The following is a 15221-nucleotide window of genomic DNA, read 5'->3' on the forward strand; positions in this document are numbered from 1 at the left end:
TTGGTCGTTGTTCGTTGTTGCCGGAACGGTCCTGCGCTTCGTCGCCGCGCTCAGGCGGGCATCTCGTCGCGGTGCTGCAGGGCGTCGCGGTAGCTGCGCAGGTTGTCCGCCGCGCAGCGGTCCGCGTGGCCGAGGAAGAAGTTGCGGATGAACGGATGCTTCTGCTTCACGACGAGTTCCAGCGGCCCGTGCGCGATCAGGTGCTGGTCCGCCAGCACCGCCACGCGATCGGCGATCGCGAACAGCGTGTCCACATCGTGCGTGACCATCACCACCGTCAGCGCCATCTCGCGCCGGAGGCTCTCGATCAGCTGCACGAAGTTCTTCGAACTTGCGGGATCCAGACCGGCCGTCGGTTCATCGAGGAACAGCAGCTGCGGATCCATGATCAGCGAACGCGCCAGCGACACCCGCTTGATCATGCCGCCCGAGAGTTCCGCCGGCATCTTGATGCCGTCCTCCGGCTTGAGGCCGACCTGCTGCAGCTTGGTCATGACCAGCTCGGCGATCAGGTCCCTGGGCAGGCTCTTGAGCTCGCGCAGCGGGAGCGCCACGTTGTCGAACACGGACAGCGCCGAGAACAGCGCGCCCTGCTGGAACAGCACGCCCCAGCGGTGCCGCACCTGCGCGAGGTCGGTCGCCTCGCACTTGCCGAGCTTGTGGCCGAAGACCAGCACCTCGCCCTCGCTGGGCCGCTCCAGGCCCAGCATCAGGCGCAGCAGCGTCGTCTTGCCGCTGCCCGAACCGCCGATGATGGCCAGCACCTCGCCGGCGGTGACCTCCAGGCTCAGGTCCTTGTGGATGCGCACCCCGCCCAGCACCGTGCCGACGTGACGCACCTCGATCACCGGATCGCCCGGCTGGACGTTCAGCTCCTCGACGGCATCGGCCGAGGTCGGTTCGATACATCCGCTCATGCTTTCAACCCCACGTCGGAGAACATCACCGCGAAGATCGCGTCCACGATGATGACCACGGTGATCGCGCTCACCACCGAATCGGTGGTGCCGGTCCCGAGGCTTTCGCTGTTCGGCTTGATCCGCAGCCCGAAGTGGCAGGCCACGAACGCGATCATGAGCCCGAACACCGCCGATTTGGCCAGTCCCAGCCACAGGTTGGCCACCGGCACCGCGGCCGGCAGGCCTTGCAGGAACTGCACGTAGTCCAGGCCCAGCGTCGCCCGCGCGGCGATCATGCCGCCCAGGAGCACCATGCTGCTGGTCCAGGTCATGACCAGGGGCAACGAGAGTGCCAGGGCCACCATCTTGGGCACCACCAGCCGGATCGTGTGCGAGATGCCCATCACCGACAGCGCGTCCAGCTCCTGCGTCACCCGCATCACGCCGAGCTGCGCCGTCATCGCCGAGCCGCTGCGTCCGGCCACCAGGATCGCGGCGAGCAGCGGTCCGAGCTCGCGCCAGACGCTGATGCCGAGGATGTTGATGACGTAGATGTCGGCGCCGTAGCTCTGCAGCTGCTTGGCGGTCAGGTAGGACAAGGTGATGCCGACCAGCACGCCCACCAGCGCCGTGATGCCCAGGGCCTGCGCGCCGCTGCGGTAGATGTGCGCGGAGATGTCCTTCCACGCGATCAGGTTGGGGTGCCGCGCCAGCGTGCCGAGGTCGCGCGTGACCTGGCCGAGCAGCGCGGTCGCGTCGAGCAGATGGCTGGCGAGGTTGAGCAGGCCCTGCCCGAACTGGCGCACGTTCTGCGCGCGTGGCGGCTTCGCCAGCTTGCCCTGCTTGCTGCCCAGCCGCGCGAACAGCGCCTGGAACATGTCCGCCATCGGGGCCGGCGGCCAGCGCAGATCCTCCGGTTGGCGACGGCCCCAGGCCTGCCACAGCAGCAGCGCGCCCGTCGGGTCGAGCCGGCGCACCGCGCTCAGGTCCCAGGACACGTTGGCGGTCGGCACCTCGCCGAGTTCGCCGCGCAGCACCTCGACGCGCTCGCGCAGCGCCAGCAGCGTCCAGTCGCCCTCCAGCCGTGCCTGAAGGCGTCCGCCCTCGCCGGACTCGCGCAGCAGGCGCGGGGACGGATCGGCGACGTCGGGGGTTTCCAGAGGGGCGTCCATTGGGGTCAGAGCATAGCCTCGCGAGGGCCCTCCGGTGAACCCGGCGGACAGGAGTTCGCCCAGTCAGACAAGACGCTGTCGCAGACGCTCCAGATAGGTGCGGCTGCAGGGCACGCGGCTGCCGTCGCGCAGGCGCAGGTGGGCGTCGCCGGCCTCGGTGGGCTCGATGGCGTCGATCAGGCTCAGTCGCACCAGGTAGCCCCGGTGCACGCGCACGAAGGCGGCGGGGTCCAGGCGTTGCTCGAAGGCCCCCAGGCTGCTTCGCAGCGGGTAGTCGTGCTGCTGGCGGCGCAGGTTGACGTAGTTGCCGCAGGCCTGCACCCACTCGATCTCGTCCATCGGCAGCAGGAACTCCTTGCCGAGCTTCTTCACCAGCAGGCGCTCGGGCAACGCAGGTGCCGGCACCGGGGCGGGCCGGGTTTCGTACAAAGGTTCCGACGAAGGTTCGGACGAAGGTTCGGGCAGGGGCGGCGGCGCCGAAGGAAGCGCGGGAACGGGCGCCGGCGGTTCAGCCAGCAGGCTCGCCTCGCCCTGCCAGCGCCACACGAACAGCCGGTACGCCCCGACGATCACCAGGATGAAGGCGTAGCTGCGCACGTCCTTCAACGCCTCGTAGAACAGTTCGAGCGGCCAGTTGCCGAAGTCGTAGACCGCATCCTGCGTCGCGTAGGCCAGCTTGCGCAGCGCCACCATGCCCAGGACGTGCGCCAGGCTGGTCAGCAGCGCGAAGAGGACGTGCCATGGCAGATGCCGTCGCAGTTGGCCCCAGCGCAACGGCCTGGTGTCGGCCGCGCGGACGATCCACGGGAGCAGCACCATCCAGACGAGGGCGCTGGAGAACTCCCAGACCGCCGGCTCCCAGGATTCGAACGGGAGACGGGCGCGGCGGATGTCCAGGTTCGTCGTGATCGTGTTCGCGACCGCCGAGCCGAGCAGCAGCGCGCTCCAGGTCGCGCGTTCGACCCAGCGCCGCCGCTTCAGATAGATCCCCAGCCACTTGTCCTCGGTCATGGCGGCGCAGTGTAGGGGTGCCCGGCACCCACGGGTCGTTCGGGCGGCCCCTGGGACGGGGCGGGTCGTCACCGGGCGGAGGCGGCTCGTCACATTCCCTCCCGCGCAGCGACCTCCGCGACGAAGCTGCGACGCCATGAACACCACCTCCCCTCCCCCGCGCGTCGCGGCTCCGGCGTCCCGACTGACGGAGCTCGACTGGCTCCGCGTCCTCGCCTTCGGCCTGCTGATCCTCTATCACTCGGGCATGTTCTACGTGAGCTGGGACTGGCACGTGAAGTCGCCGCGGCTCATCCCCGCGCTCGAGCCCTGGATGCTGTGGCTGAACCCGTGGCGGATGTCGCTGCTGTTCCTGATCTCCGGCGCGGCGACCGCGTTGATGGCGGGACGCGCCGACGGCGGCGGGGGTCTCATCGCCTCCCGCAGCAGACGGCTGCTGCTGCCGCTGGTGTTCGGCATGACGGTGATCGTGCCGCCGCAGGCCTATCTGGAGGTCGTGGAGAAGCTGCACTACGCCGGCGGCTACGGTGATTTCCTGAAGCTCTACTTCCAGGGCTATCACGGCTTCTGCCGCGGCGACGACTGCCTGAAGCTGCCGACCTGGAACCACCTTTGGTTCCTGCCCTACCTCTGGGCCTACACCGTGGTGGTGTTGCTGGCGACGCGCCTGGATGTCGTGCGCAGGTGCTTGGCGCATCCGGGCTGGCGACAGGTCGTCGCCGGAGGCCGGTTGCTGTGGGTGCCGTGGCTGGTGTTCGCGCTGTTGCGCCAGCACCTGCTGGAGCGTTTCCCCAGCACGCACGACCTCGTCCATGACTGGTACCAGCACAGCGTGTACTTCGCGGTGTTCCTGCTCGGCTTCGCGCTCTACGGCAGCCGGGACGATCGCCACGGCGCCTGGGAAACCGCCAGGCGGCTGCGCTGGATCGCGCTCGTCGGCTTCGTCGCGGTGCAGCTGCTTTCGCAGCGGCTCACCAGTGAATGGGGCATCGCCCACGGCGATGCGTTCCCGGAGTGGCTGCTGATGGCCCTGCGCGCGCTGAACGCGGGCAAGCAGTGGCTGCCGATCGTGGCGGTGCTGGGATTCGGCAGGCAGTGGCTGGCCGATCGCGATTCGCCATGGCTGCGCTGGCTGACCTTGGCCGTGTTCCCGTTCTATCTGGTCCACCAGACGGTGACCGTGATCGCGGGGCATCTGCTCGCGCCGCTGCATTGGCCACTGGCGATGGAGGCCGTCGCACTCGTCGCGATCACCGCGCTGGGATGCCTGCTCGCCGCGCTGCTGGCGATGCGTGTCGACAGGCTGCGGCCCTGGATGGGGCTCGGCCCTCGCACATGAAAACCGCCCCTCGCACATGACAAACCCATGCCAAAGGTGCCAGGTCTTGCGGGCCCACCCCTAGGGGGGATTTTCGGAGCGGATCGTCTCCCCAATAGTCGGCCGCGGTGGTACGGCTTCACGCGATGCGGAGGCCGCCGCCACCGCTCATCAACAGGGAGATTCTCAAAAATGATGTTGAAGTCACTCACGCTGCCGAAGTTGTCCGCGCTCGTCGCCACGGCGACGCTGTCACTGGCCGCGCAGGCCGGCGGCACCTTTGTTCCGGTCTATTCGTTCCCCGCTCCGACCGACACCTCGGCAACCTCCCCGGGCAGTTGGCCCGTCTGGGATCTGACGCTCGAGTCCTCGACCGGCCTGCTGGTCGGCGTGACGCCGAACGGCGGCACGGGCGGCGGCGGCGCGCTCTACACCGTCGCCACCGGCGGCGCCGTCACCACCTTGCGCAGTTTCGGCAGCAGCGGCGACGCGCAAGGCAGCCGACCCAACGGACCGGTGCTCGTCGCCGGCTCCGCGTATTACGGCGTCACGCAAGCCGGCGGCGCCAACGGCAAGGGCGTGCTCTTCAAGTGGAGCACCGCGGCCGGTTACCAGGTGCTGTATCACTTCGGCGCCGGCACCGAGGGCGCGTCGCCTTCCGGCCCGCTGCTGCTCGCCAGCAACGGCGTGGTGTACGGCACCGCCACCGCCGGCGGGACCTGCGGACTGGGCACCGTGTTCCAGTTCAGCCTGTCCAACCCGGGGAGCGTTTCCACCACGCACTCGTTCTGCAACGCGGAGGGCAGCGGCCCGATGACCGGCGTGATCCAGGCCAGCGACGGCAAGCTGTATGGCACGGCCTACAACGGCGGTGACTCGAACGGCGGCACGCTGTTCAGCATCGACCCCGCGAACAACGGCTTCAGCCGCCTGTACAGCTTCGGCGCCGCCAACACCCCCGATCCGCGCTTCCCGTCACGCCTGATCCAGGCCCGCGACGGTCTGCTGTACGGCACGAGCTACGCCGGCGGCAACGGCGCCGGCACCATCTTCTCCAGCACGCTGACCGGCGCCGTGACCGTGCGGACCGCGATGCAGAGCAGCCCGTCGCCCTGGTCCGCGCTGAACGAACGGTTCATCGGCGTGTTCTACGCCAACTCGTGGGGATCGGACGCCGGCCGCCTGTACCAGTTCCGGTCGTCCAACAACAGCCTGTCGACCATCCACCAGTTCGTCTTCGGGGATGCGAGCTGGCCCAAGGCGGGCCTGACGGTCGGCGCGGACGGCAACCTGTGGAGCGTCACCACGGACGGTGAATCCACCTGGTCCGGCCACTACGGGACGATCTTCAAGATCCAGTTTCTGACCGCGAATCCGTAAGGCGTCCGGAGCCTGGCGTCGCCCCTTCGCGGGCGACGCGTCGAGCATCGGCCAGAAAGCAAAAAGCCCGGCATCTTGCGATACCGGGCTTCCTGATTCTTCTTATAAATGGTCGGGGCGGCGGGATTCGAACTCGCGACCCCTTGCACCCCATGCAAGTGCGCTACCAGGCTGCGCTACGCCCCGACTAAGCCTTAGATTCTATACGTATTCGAGAGGCTCATGCAAGCAAACTCTCTCGAATCGCCAACAACTCGTCCCGGACCTGTTCCAGCGTGAGTTTCTCAAGCGACACGGTGGTGTGCGCCGCGCCGTCCGCGACGCCTGCCGCCAATGCGCGCGACGCTTCGCGATGATCCCGGTAGGCATCGAGCTGAGCCGCAGCCAAGGCCTCGGCGCGGAACTCCTGCGCGCTGGCCCCGTTGTGGCTGATGTCGATCAACTGATTGCGTGCGCCGCTGATCGTGAAGCCCTGGTCATAGAGCAGATCGCGGATACGGCGGATCAGCAGCACTTCATGGTGCTGGTAATAGCGCCGGTTGCCCCGCCGCTTCATCGGCTTGAGCTGCGTGAACTCCTGTTCCCAATAGCGGAGCACATAGGGCTTCACGCCGCACAGCTCGCTCACCTCACCGATGGTGAAGTAGCGCTTGGCAGGGATGGCGGGAAGCTGGACGTCCATGGGAATCAGCGGCTCCGGCAGCGGCGGGAAGGGTCAGACTCTACTCGAAGTCACCCGTCGAAGGCGCGTTGCCTTGGACGGCTTCTTTCAATTTGTGACTCGCATGAAACGTCACGACGTTGCGCGCCGCGATCGGGATCGCTTCGCCGGTGCGCGGGTTGCGGCCGGGTCTCGGCGCCTTGCGCCGGATGTTGAAGTTGCCGAAGCCCGAGAGCTTCACTTCGCGGCCGCTGGACAGGCTCTGATGAATGATGTCGAAGAAGGCCTCGACCATGTCCTTGGACTCGCGCTTGTTCAGGCCGAGCTTGTCGAACAGCAGTTCCGCCAGCTCGGCCTTGGTCAGCGTCGGCGTCTCCAGGCTGCCGAGCAGCACGCGCGCCTGATCCTTCAGATCGTCATCACTCATGGGTGTCCTCCCCTCCCTCAGCCTCGCAGGCGCGCGCCGAGACTGTCGCCCAGCTGCGCCACCACCTTCGCCACCGCCTGCTCGATGCGTTCGTCGGTCAGCGTGTTCTCGTCATCGAGCAGCTCCAGGCGCACGGCCAGGCTGCGCTCGTTCGCCTTCAGCTCCGCCGTCGGTTGGGCCGGCTTGAAGACGTCGAACAGACGCGCAGAGCGTACCAGGGCTTCGCCGCTGGCTTCGATCGCCCGGATGAGGGAGGCATAGGTCACTTGCTCATTGACGATCAGCGCCAGATCGCGTTGCACCGCCTGCAGACGGGGCACGCCCTGACCCTGCGGCAACGTGCGCGTCAGCACCGCGTCCAGCGACAGCTCGAACAGGACCGGCGCGCTCGGCAATTCGTAGCCTTGTCGCCACTTCGGATGCAGCTCGCCGACGACGCCGATGTCCTCGCCGTCCAGCAGCACGCGGGCGCTGCGGCCCGGATGCAGCGCGGGATGTTCGGCGGCTTCGAAGCTCAGCACGCGCGGCGCGAACAACGCCTCGAGGTCGCCCTTCACGTCGAAGAAGTCGACGGCACGGTCCTTCTGCGCCCACTGCTGCTGATCCGCGGGGCCCCAGGCCAGGCCGGCCAGGCGCATCGGTTGCGCGATGCCGGCGATCGTCGTGTCGCTTTCCTGCACCGACGCGTCGCGCAGGAACACGCGGCCGATCTCGAAGACGCGCACGCGCGGCGCCTTGCGCGCCAGGTTGTTGCGCAGCGCCTGGACCAGCGAGCCCATCAGCGAGGTGCGCATCACCGCCAGCGGCGCGGCGATCGGGTTCAGCAGCTGGATCGGATCCGTGTTGCCGGCGAGCTCCTGCTCCCAGCGCGCTTCGACGAAGCTGAAGTTGATCGTCTCGAAGTAGCCCTGGCCCGCCATCGCGTGACGCAGCGCGTGCGTCGCGCGGCGCGATTCCGAGCGCGCCTTGCCCACCACCGGCGCCAGCGGCGGCGTCGACGGCAGCCGGGCGTAGCCCAGCACGCGGATGACTTCCTCGATCAGGTCTTCCTCGATCTGGAGGTCGAAGCGGAAGGTCGGCGGCGTCACCGTGATCACGCCCGGCGCCGAGCTGAACGCCAGGCCCAGGCGCTTGAACACGCCTTCGCACTCGGCCTGCGTCACCGGCATGCCGATGACCTTGGCGGCGCGATCGACGCGCAACGCGACCGGCTTGCGCTCGGGCAGTTGCGTCGTCTGGTCGTCCATCGGGCCCGCCTCGCCGCCGCAGATCGACTGGATCAGTTGCGTGATGCGCTCGATGTGCTCGACGGTACCGGCCGGATCGACGCCGCGCTCGAAGCGGTGACCCGCGTCGGTCGAGAAGTTGAAGCGGCGCGAGCGCCCCATCACCGCCTTCGGCCACCAGAACGCGGCTTCGACGTAGATGTTCTTCGTGTCGTCGGACACGGCGGTGGCGTCGCCGCCCATGATGCCGGCCAGCGACTCGACCTGCTCGCGATCGGCGATCACGCCGACGGTCGCGTCGACCTCGATCGTGTTGCCGTTCAGCAGCTTGAGCTGCTCACCCGGCCTGCCCCAGCGGACGATCAGTCCGTCGTGGATCTTGTCGAGGTCGAAGATGTGCGACGGACGGCCCAGCTCGAACATCACGTAGTTCGAGATGTCCACCAGCGGCGACACCGAGCGCTGACCGCAACGGGCCAGGCGGTCGACCATCCACTGCGGGGTCTTCGCGGTCGTGTCGACGTTGCGGATCACGCGGCCGGAGAAACGGCCGCACAGGTCCGCAGCCTCGACACGCACCGGCAGCTTCGAATCCGTGGCGACGGCGGCAGGCTTGATCTCGGGCGCGAGCAGCGGTGCGCCGGTCAGCGCGGCGACTTCGCGCGCGACGCCATAGACGCTCAGTGCGTGCGCCAGGTTCGGCGTCAGCTTCAGCGTGAACAGCGTGTCATCGAGGTTCAGGTGCTTGCGGATGTCTTCGCCGACAGGCGCGTCGGCGGCCAGCTCCAGCAGACCGCCGTGGTCCTCCGCCAGCTTCAGCTCGCGGGCCGAGCACAGCATGCCGAAGCTCTCGACGCCGCGCAGCTTGCCCTTGCCGATCTTGAACGGCTTGCCGTCCTCGCCCGGGGGCAGTTCGGCGCCGATGGTGGCCAGCGGCACACGGATGCCGACGCGCGCGTTCGGCGCGCCGCAGACGATCTGCAGCAGCTCGGGCCCGCCGGCATTGACCTTGCAGACACGCAGGCGGTCGGCGTCCGGATGCTGGACGGCTTCGACGATCTCGGCCACGACGATGCCGTGGAACGGCGGCGCCACCGGGCGCAGCTCTTCCACTTCCAGGCCGGACATCGTCAGCAGCTCGGCCAGTTCTTTCGTGTTCAGCGCGGGGTTGCAGAAGGCCCGCAGCCAGGACTCAGGGAATTGCATGGGGTTCTCTCTTGCTCTCTAGGCGACCGGGGGCTCGATTTACTTGAACTGCGACAGGAAGCGCAGGTCGCCGTCGAAGAACAGGCGCAAGTCGCCGACGCCGTAGCGCAGCATCGCCAGGCGGTCGATGCCCGAGCCGAAGGCGAAGCCGATGTAGCGCTCGGGATCGAGGCCCATGTTGCGGATCACCTGCGGATGCACCTGGCCGGAGCCGGAGACTTCCAGCCAACGGCCCTTCAGCGGGCCGGAGCCGAACATCATGTCGATCTCGGCGCTGGGCTCGGTGAACGGGAAATAGCTCGGGCGGAAACGGATGTCCATGTCCGTCGTCTCGAAGAACTGCTGCATGAAGTTCACGTAGACGGACTTCAGGTCCTTGAAGCTGATGTTCTCGCCGACCCACAGCCCTTCGACCTGGTGGAACATCGGCGAATGTGTCGCATCGCTGTCCACGCGGTAGGTGCGGCCCGGCGCGATCACGCGGATCTCGGGCATCGGCTGGCCGGCGTCGATCAGCGCGCGATGCTTCTTGACGTGCTGCACCGCGTAGCGGATCTGCATCGGGCTGGTGTGCGTGCGCAAGACATGACCCCCTTCGATGTAGAAGGTGTCCTGCATCGAGCGCGCCGGGTGGTCCTTCGGCGTGTTCAGCGCGGAGAAGTTGAACCAGTCGTTCTCGATCTCCGGACCGTCGGCGACGTCGAAGCCCATCGAGCCGAAGATCGCCTCGATGCGTTCCATCGCGCGCGTGATCGGGTGCAGACCCCCGGTGCCGCGCTGGCGGCCGGGCAGCGTCACGTCCAGCGCCTCGGCCTTGAGCTGCTTGTCGAGCTCCGCGTCCGCCAGCGCCTGGCGGCGCGCGGTCAATGCCGCCTCGATGCCCTGCTTGAGCTGGTTGATCTGCGCGCCGCGGGTCTTCTTCTCCTCGACGGGCAGGCTGGCCATGCCCTTCATCAGCTCGGTGACCTGGCCGGTCTTGCCCAGGAAACGCGCCTTGGCGTTCTCCAGGTCGGCGGGAGTCGTGGCGGCGGCGAAGTCGCCGGTCGCCTGGTGCAGCAATTGATCGAGATCGTTCATCGCGGGGCGGCGACTGGGCGTCGGCGTCGTTGGCGGAGGTCGGATGGCCCGGCGGTGGAATGGCGAACATCGCACCGCCGCGCCGGAATGAAAAAAGGCCGAACACCGGGGTGTCGGCCTTTGAAAGAGGCCGCCCCGGCAGGACCGGAGCGGCCAGTCCGCCCGCCGGCGAGCACCGGCGGGTGGACCTTGGCTATCAAGCCAGAGCGGCCTTCACCTTGGCGAAGATGCTGGCGAAACCAGCAGGGTCGTTGACGGCGAGGTCGGCCAGGACCTTGCGGTCGATGTCGATCTCGGCCTTCTTCAGACCGGCCACGAACTTGCTGTAGCTCAGACCCAGGCCACGGCTTGCCGCGTTGATACGGGCAATCCACAGCTGGCGGAACACGCGCTTCTTGGCACGGCGGTCACGGTAGGCGTACTGGCCCGCCTTCATCACCGCCTGCTTGGCGATGCGGAAGACGTTCTTGCGACGACCACGGAAGCCCTTGGCCAGAGCCAGGACCTTCTTGTGACGAGCACGTGCGGTTACACCACGTTTGACGCGAGGCATGTTGTATCTCCTTGTCTACTGCTGGATTACAGACCAGCGAAGGGCAGCATCGAAGCGATGTGGCCCATGTTGGTCTCATGCACGGTCGTGGCGCCGCGGAGGTGGCGCTTGTTCTTCGTGGTCTTCTTGGTCAGGATGTGGCGCTTGAACGCCTGACCGCGCTTGACGGTGCCACCCGGACGAACGCGAAAACGCTTTTTCGCGCTGCTCTTGGTCTTCATCTTGGGCATGACTGCTCCTTCTATGTGCGTCCCTCCAGGCGACCGCGGAGTCCGCGGTACTTGACCGGCCTGCAGGAGACTAATAAGCCCGCCGACGACCAGATCGGCGGGCTGAAACTGTGACGGGGCCCTGCGGCCCCGCCGAGTGGATCTTCAGAAGCTCAACGCTTCGGAATCAACGCTTCTTTGGTGCGAGCACCATGATCATCTGGCGGCCTTCGAGCTTGGGCATGTGCTCGACCACGGCCACGTCGGACAGCTCGTCGCGGATGCGTTCCAGCATGCGCATGCCGATGTCCTGGTGGGTGATCTCGCGGCCCCGGTAGCGCAGCGTGACCTTGCCCTTGTCACCGTCCTCCGCGATGAAGCGGCGCAGGTTGCGCATCTTGATCTGGTAGTCGCCTTCGTCCGTGCCCGGACGGAACTTGACTTCCTTGACCTCGATGACCTTCTGCTTGGACTTGGCTTCCGCGGCGCGCTTCTGCTCCTGGTACTTGAACTTGCCGTAGTCCATCAACCGGCAGACCGGCGGGACTGCAGTGGCGGCAATTTCGACCAGATCGACGTCCAGGTCACCGGCCATCCGGAGCGCTTCCTGGATCGAGACGATGCCGATCGGCTCGTTCTCGGGGCCATTGAGACGGACTTCAGAAGCGATGATTTCGCGATTCAGGCGGTGCTTGCGCTCCGGAATCGCACGACGGTCAGCAAAAGTAGCGATGGTGGTTACCTTTAGGCGGGCCTTGGCAAGGGTCCGTTAATGATCAGTACAACGCAAAAAGCGCCCGACTCAGGCCTTGTCCGCGATGGCGGTCGAGAGCTTCGAAACGAAGTCCTCCAGCGACATCACGCCCAGATCCTGGTTGCCTCGGGCGCGCACTGCGACTGCGCCGTTCGCCTTTTCCTTGTCGCCGACGACGAGGATGAACGGCACCTTTTGCAGTGAATGCTCGCGGATTTTATACGTGATTTTCTCGTTGCGCAAATCTGCCTGAACCCTAACCCCTTGTTTTTGCAGCGATTTCACAATGCTGGAAACGTAGTCCGATTGGGCGTCGGTGATATTGGCGACAACGACCTGCGTCGGAGCCAGCCAGACCGGCAGCGCGCCGGCGTGCTGCTCGATCAGGATCCCGATGAAACGCTCCAGGCTGCCGACGATCGCGCGGTGCAGCATCACGGGCGTGTGACGCTCGCCGTCCTCGCCGACGTACTCGGCGCCCAGGCGCGCTGGCATCGAGAAATCCACCTGCATCGTGCCGCACTGCCACTGGCGGCCGATGGCGTCCTTGAGCGTGTATTCGATCTTCGGACCGTAGAAGGCGCCATCGCCCGGGGCGATGATGAACTCCACGCCCGAGGCGCGCAGCGACTCCATCAGCGCGAACTCGGCCTTGTCCCACACCTCGTCCGAGCCGATGCGGGCCTCGGGGCGCGTCGCGACCTTGTAGATGATGTTGTCGAAGCCGAAGTCCTTGTAGACCTTCTGCAACAGCGCCGTGTACGCCACGCACTCGGCCAGGATCTGGTCTTCCGTGCAGAAGATGTGGCCGTCGTCCTGCGTGAACCCGCGCACGCGCATGATCCCGTGCAGGCCCCCCGTGGGCTCGTTGCGGTGGCACTGGCCGAACTCGCCGAAGCGCAGCGGCAGGTCGCGGTAGCTCTTGATGCCGTGCTTGAAGATCAGGATGTGGCCGGGACAGTTCATCGGCTTGAGCGCGTAGTCGCGCTTCTCCGATTCCGTCGTGAACATGTTGTCGCGGTACTTGTCCCAGTGGCCCGTGGCCTCCCACAGCGTCTTGTCCAGCAGCTGCGGGCCCTTCACTTCCTGGTAGCCGTTGTCGCGGTACACGCGGCGCATGTACTGCTCGACCTCCTGCCAGACCGTCCAGCCCTTGGGATGCCAGAACACGACGCCCGGCGCGTGCTCGTCGATGTGGAACAGCTCCAGGTCCTTGCCCAGCTTGCGGTGGTCGCGCTTCTCCGCTTCCTCCAGCATGCGCAGGTAGTTCGCCAGGTCGTCCTTGGTCGCCCAGGCCGTGCCGTAGATGCGCTGCAGCTGCTCGTTGCGGTGGTCGCCGCGCCAGTAGGCGCCGGCCACCTTCATCAGCTTGAAGAACTTCAGCTTGCCCGTCGACGGCACGTGCGGGCCGCGGCACAAGTCGGTGAAGGCGCCCTCGGCGTACAGCGAGACGTCCTGGTCCGCCGGGATGCTGGCGATGATCTCGGCCTTGTAGGCCTCGCCGATGCCCTTGAAGTACTCGACGGCTTCATCGCGCGGCAGCACCGAACGCGTGACCTTCTCGTCCTTCTTCGCGAGCTCGCCCATCTTGGCCTCGATCGCCGCCAGGTCGTCCGGCGTGAACGGGCGCTTGTACGAAAAGTCGTAATAGAAGCCGTTCTCGATGACCGGGCCGATCGTGACCTGCGCGTCGGGGAACAGCTCCTTGACCGCGTAGGCCAGCAAGTGGGCCGTCGAATGGCGGATCACATCCAGCCCGTCCGGATCCTTGTCCGTGACGATGGCCAGCTGCGTGTCCTGGTCGATGAGGAAGCTGGTATCGACGACCTTGGCGTCATCGCCCGAGCCGACGCGGCCGGCGAGCGCCGCCTTCGCCAGGCCCGTGCCGATGGAGGCCGCGACTTCGGCGACGGTCACCGGCTGCGGGAACTCGCGCTTGGAGCCGTCGGGCAGTTGGATGGAGATGTTGGACATGAGGGGGAACTCCAGAAAACAAAAAAGCGCGACCACGTGCCGCGCTTTTTCTGGGGTGCTGACTTTTTCCGGACAGCTGATGAAAGACGTGACGAGCCGCGGTCGCTCAAACCTTCGCAGTGGAGGTGGTAGTCCGCGGTGTCATAACCATGTCGCCTTTCCCGGTCCTTGTTGGAAAAAGAAAATGAGACGTCCAGTGTAGCTCAGAGCGCCTGGATGTCGAGGGTCGGACGGGCGCAGGCCTCGCGGAACTCGTCCCTCAGCCGCTCGCCTTCGCGCACGGCGCGCAGCCAGTCGCGGGCGCGGCCGGGGACGTCGTTCAGGTAGCGCTGGAAGTCGTTGCGATCGGGCAGCTTGCCGTTGGGCAAGGTCTTCACCCATTCGGGGTTGGGCGTCAGCAACACGACGTTGTCGAGGAAGGCGCTGGTCCGATGCCGGTGCTTGAGCGCCTTGTCCAGCCAGCCCGGCACGACGCTGGCCTGGAAGTGCGGATACAGCGCGATGCCGTCGCCGACCATGGCCGCGTAGTTCAGATGCAGGTGGTAGTCGGTGATGCCGCCATCCCAGTACGCGCCGGCCGGGGCGCCTTCGATGTCGTGCACGGCCTGCAGCCAGAACGGGATCGAGCAGCTCGCCAGGATGCTGGGCTTGAGGTTGCCTGCGTCCAGGGGCACCTGCCGGCTGCGGTAGTCGGCGAGCGGCATCGGCAGCGGCGAGCGCTTGTCGGAGAAGACGACCCGTTCGAGCCAGGCGCCCATCGCGCGCCGCGACATCGCGTTGGCCGCGAACGCGCCGAGGTAGCCGAGCGGCGTGCGCAAGCGCCCTTCCCGCCCGAGCACGTGCTTGCCGCGCGAGGTGAACACATGCAGGCGGAACTGCGGATGCGACAACACCTCGGCCTCGCGGCCGCCGAAGATCTCGCCGAGCTTTCCGGCGAACGCGCGCGAGACCGTCGCGGCGGTCGGCCGCTTGCCGGGCGCGGACTCGTAGTCCTGATGCGCGTAATCGTGGGCGAGGCGCTCGAACTCCGCGTTCGCCTGCGCGGCGTCGCGGGTCAGACAGGCGGTGGCCATGCGCCAGGCGCCGATGGAGGCGCCGAGCAGGTGCACCTCCTGGCCGCCCGACGGCAGGAACTCGCCGAAGAGATGCGCATCGAGCGCGCTGAGCACCAGCCCCTTCGGGCCGCCCGCGGCGCCGGGCACGACGCGCACGTCGGCGGCGCGCAGGCCACGGCCGCGCAGTCGTTGGCGCGCACGTGGTCCGGCGAGGATCTGCAAGGCCTGCATCGGTCGGGTCGTCCTTTCAACATCGGAGGCGCCCGACACGGCCGTTCAGCCGCTCCGTCCTGGAAGGA

General features: G+C 67.0%; 14 protein-coding genes and 1 tRNA gene. 2 read left to right on the forward strand and 13 right to left on the reverse strand.

Annotation, left to right across the window (positions count from 1 at the left end):
• Positions 1 to 50: 50 nt before the first annotated feature.
• The 3 genes from ABE85_RS14295 to ABE85_RS14305 all read right to left on the reverse strand — a co-directional run bounded on the left by ABE85_RS14295 (position 51) and on the right by ABE85_RS14305 (position 3082).
• The gene (locus ABE85_RS14295) at positions 51 to 917 is read right to left on the reverse strand and encodes an ABC transporter ATP-binding protein (protein WP_082938612.1); all 867 of its coding nucleotides are present in this window, start codon (positions 915 to 917) and stop codon (positions 51 to 53) included.
• Positions 914 to 2071 carry an ABC transporter permease gene (locus ABE85_RS14300; protein WP_082938613.1) on the reverse strand — a complete coding sequence of 386 codons (1158 nt, stop codon included), beginning with the start codon at positions 2069 to 2071 and terminating at the stop codon, positions 914 to 916. The genes ABE85_RS14295 and ABE85_RS14300 overlap by 4 nt, the downstream gene beginning before the upstream one ends.
• Positions 2072 to 2134: 63 nt before the next feature.
• Positions 2135 to 3082 carry a LytTR family DNA-binding domain-containing protein gene (locus ABE85_RS14305; protein WP_067275716.1) on the reverse strand — a complete coding sequence of 316 codons (948 nt, stop codon included), beginning with the start codon at positions 3080 to 3082 and terminating at the stop codon, positions 2135 to 2137.
• A 136-nt stretch (positions 3083 to 3218) separates the two neighbouring features.
• Between ABE85_RS14305 and ABE85_RS14310 the strand changes: the two genes are divergently transcribed.
• Together ABE85_RS14310 and ABE85_RS14315 are read left to right on the forward strand one after the other, a co-directional pair.
• The gene (locus tag ABE85_RS14310; protein ID WP_067275719.1) at positions 3219 to 4421 is read left to right on the forward strand and encodes an acyltransferase family protein; all 1203 of its coding nucleotides are present in this window, start codon (positions 3219 to 3221) and stop codon (positions 4419 to 4421) included.
• A gap of 171 nt (positions 4422 to 4592) precedes the next feature.
• Positions 4593 to 5780, forward strand: coding sequence for a choice-of-anchor tandem repeat GloVer-containing protein (locus tag ABE85_RS14315; RefSeq protein WP_157522392.1), 1188 nt, complete (start codon positions 4593 to 4595; stop codon positions 5778 to 5780).
• 109 nt (positions 5781 to 5889) lie between these two features.
• On the opposite strand, the gene ABE85_RS14320 is transcribed toward ABE85_RS14315, so the two are convergent.
• From ABE85_RS14320 to ABE85_RS14365, 10 genes are all read right to left on the reverse strand, one after another.
• Positions 5890 to 5966 (reverse strand) — tRNA-Pro (locus ABE85_RS14320).
• Between the two features lie 34 nt (positions 5967 to 6000).
• On the reverse strand, positions 6001 to 6462 hold the full coding sequence (locus tag ABE85_RS14325) for a MerR family transcriptional regulator (protein ID WP_067275743.1): 462 nt from the start codon (positions 6460 to 6462) through the stop codon (positions 6001 to 6003).
• A gap of 40 nt (positions 6463 to 6502) precedes the next feature.
• Positions 6503 to 6868 carry an integration host factor subunit alpha gene (locus tag ABE85_RS14330; RefSeq protein ID WP_067275744.1) on the reverse strand — a complete coding sequence of 122 codons (366 nt, stop codon included), beginning with the start codon at positions 6866 to 6868 and terminating at the stop codon, positions 6503 to 6505.
• 17 nt (positions 6869 to 6885) lie between these two features.
• A complete protein-coding gene (pheT, locus tag ABE85_RS14335; protein WP_067275747.1) occupies positions 6886 to 9300 on the reverse strand; it encodes a phenylalanine--tRNA ligase subunit beta in 2415 nt (804 codons plus the stop codon).
• 39 nt (positions 9301 to 9339) lie between these two features.
• Positions 9340 to 10377 (reverse strand): phenylalanine--tRNA ligase subunit alpha, encoded by a 1038-nt coding sequence (pheS, locus tag ABE85_RS14340; protein ID WP_067275749.1) that lies wholly within the window; start codon positions 10375 to 10377, stop codon positions 9340 to 9342.
• 196 nt (positions 10378 to 10573) lie between these two features.
• Complete coding sequence (gene rplT, locus ABE85_RS14345; protein WP_067275752.1) at positions 10574 to 10930, reverse strand: 50S ribosomal protein L20; 357 nt, start codon at positions 10928 to 10930, stop codon at positions 10574 to 10576.
• Between the two features lie 26 nt (positions 10931 to 10956).
• Complete coding sequence (rpmI, locus tag ABE85_RS14350; protein WP_067275755.1) at positions 10957 to 11160, reverse strand: 50S ribosomal protein L35; 204 nt, start codon at positions 11158 to 11160, stop codon at positions 10957 to 10959.
• 166 nt (positions 11161 to 11326) lie between these two features.
• Positions 11327 to 11872, reverse strand: a complete 546-nt coding sequence (infC, locus tag ABE85_RS14355; RefSeq protein ID WP_082938615.1) for a translation initiation factor IF-3 — start codon at positions 11870 to 11872, stop codon at positions 11327 to 11329.
• A gap of 69 nt (positions 11873 to 11941) precedes the next feature.
• Positions 11942 to 13867 carry a threonine--tRNA ligase gene (thrS, locus tag ABE85_RS14360; protein WP_067275761.1) on the reverse strand — a complete coding sequence of 642 codons (1926 nt, stop codon included), beginning with the start codon at positions 13865 to 13867 and terminating at the stop codon, positions 11942 to 11944.
• A gap of 203 nt (positions 13868 to 14070) precedes the next feature.
• Entirely contained in the window at positions 14071 to 15153 is a 1083-nt protein-coding gene (locus ABE85_RS14365) for a phospholipase (protein WP_067275765.1), read from the reverse strand.
• Positions 15154 to 15221 lie beyond the last annotated feature (68 nt).

Source organism: Mitsuaria sp. 7, from assembly GCF_001653795.1.
In the GTDB taxonomy this organism is placed as follows: domain Bacteria; phylum Pseudomonadota; class Gammaproteobacteria; order Burkholderiales; family Burkholderiaceae_C; genus Roseateles.

What these genes read in the sequence shown, in the direction of transcription:
- pheT (WP_067275747.1), bottom strand. Translation starts at nt 9,300, where the DNA reads ATGCAATTCCCTGAGTCCTGGCTGCGGGCCTTCTGCAACCCCGCGCTG.
- rplT (WP_067275752.1), bottom strand. Translation starts at nt 10,930, where the DNA reads ATGCCTCGCGTCAAACGTGGTGTAACCGCACGTGCTCGTCACAAGAAG.
- rpmI (WP_067275755.1), bottom strand. Translation starts at nt 11,160, where the DNA reads ATGCCCAAGATGAAGACCAAGAGCAGCGCGAAAAAGCGTTTTCGCGTT.
- ABE85_RS14310 (WP_067275719.1), top strand. Translation starts at nt 3,219, where the DNA reads ATGAACACCACCTCCCCTCCCCCGCGCGTCGCGGCTCCGGCGTCCCGA.
- ABE85_RS14365 (WP_067275765.1), bottom strand. Translation starts at nt 15,153, where the DNA reads ATGCAGGCCTTGCAGATCCTCGCCGGACCACGTGCGCGCCAACGACTG.
- ABE85_RS14330 (WP_067275744.1), bottom strand. Translation starts at nt 6,868, where the DNA reads ATGAGTGATGACGATCTGAAGGATCAGGCGCGCGTGCTGCTCGGCAGC.
- ABE85_RS14315 (WP_157522392.1), top strand. Translation starts at nt 4,593, where the DNA reads ATGATGTTGAAGTCACTCACGCTGCCGAAGTTGTCCGCGCTCGTCGCC.
- ABE85_RS14325 (WP_067275743.1), bottom strand. Translation starts at nt 6,462, where the DNA reads ATGGACGTCCAGCTTCCCGCCATCCCTGCCAAGCGCTACTTCACCATC.
- ABE85_RS14295 (WP_082938612.1), bottom strand. Translation starts at nt 917, where the DNA reads ATGAGCGGATGTATCGAACCGACCTCGGCCGATGCCGTCGAGGAGCTG.
- thrS (WP_067275761.1), bottom strand. Translation starts at nt 13,867, where the DNA reads ATGTCCAACATCTCCATCCAACTGCCCGACGGCTCCAAGCGCGAGTTC.
- ABE85_RS14305 (WP_067275716.1), bottom strand. Translation starts at nt 3,082, where the DNA reads ATGACCGAGGACAAGTGGCTGGGGATCTATCTGAAGCGGCGGCGCTGG.
- pheS (WP_067275749.1), bottom strand. Translation starts at nt 10,377, where the DNA reads ATGAACGATCTCGATCAATTGCTGCACCAGGCGACCGGCGACTTCGCC.
- ABE85_RS14300 (WP_082938613.1), bottom strand. Translation starts at nt 2,071, where the DNA reads ATGGACGCCCCTCTGGAAACCCCCGACGTCGCCGATCCGTCCCCGCGC.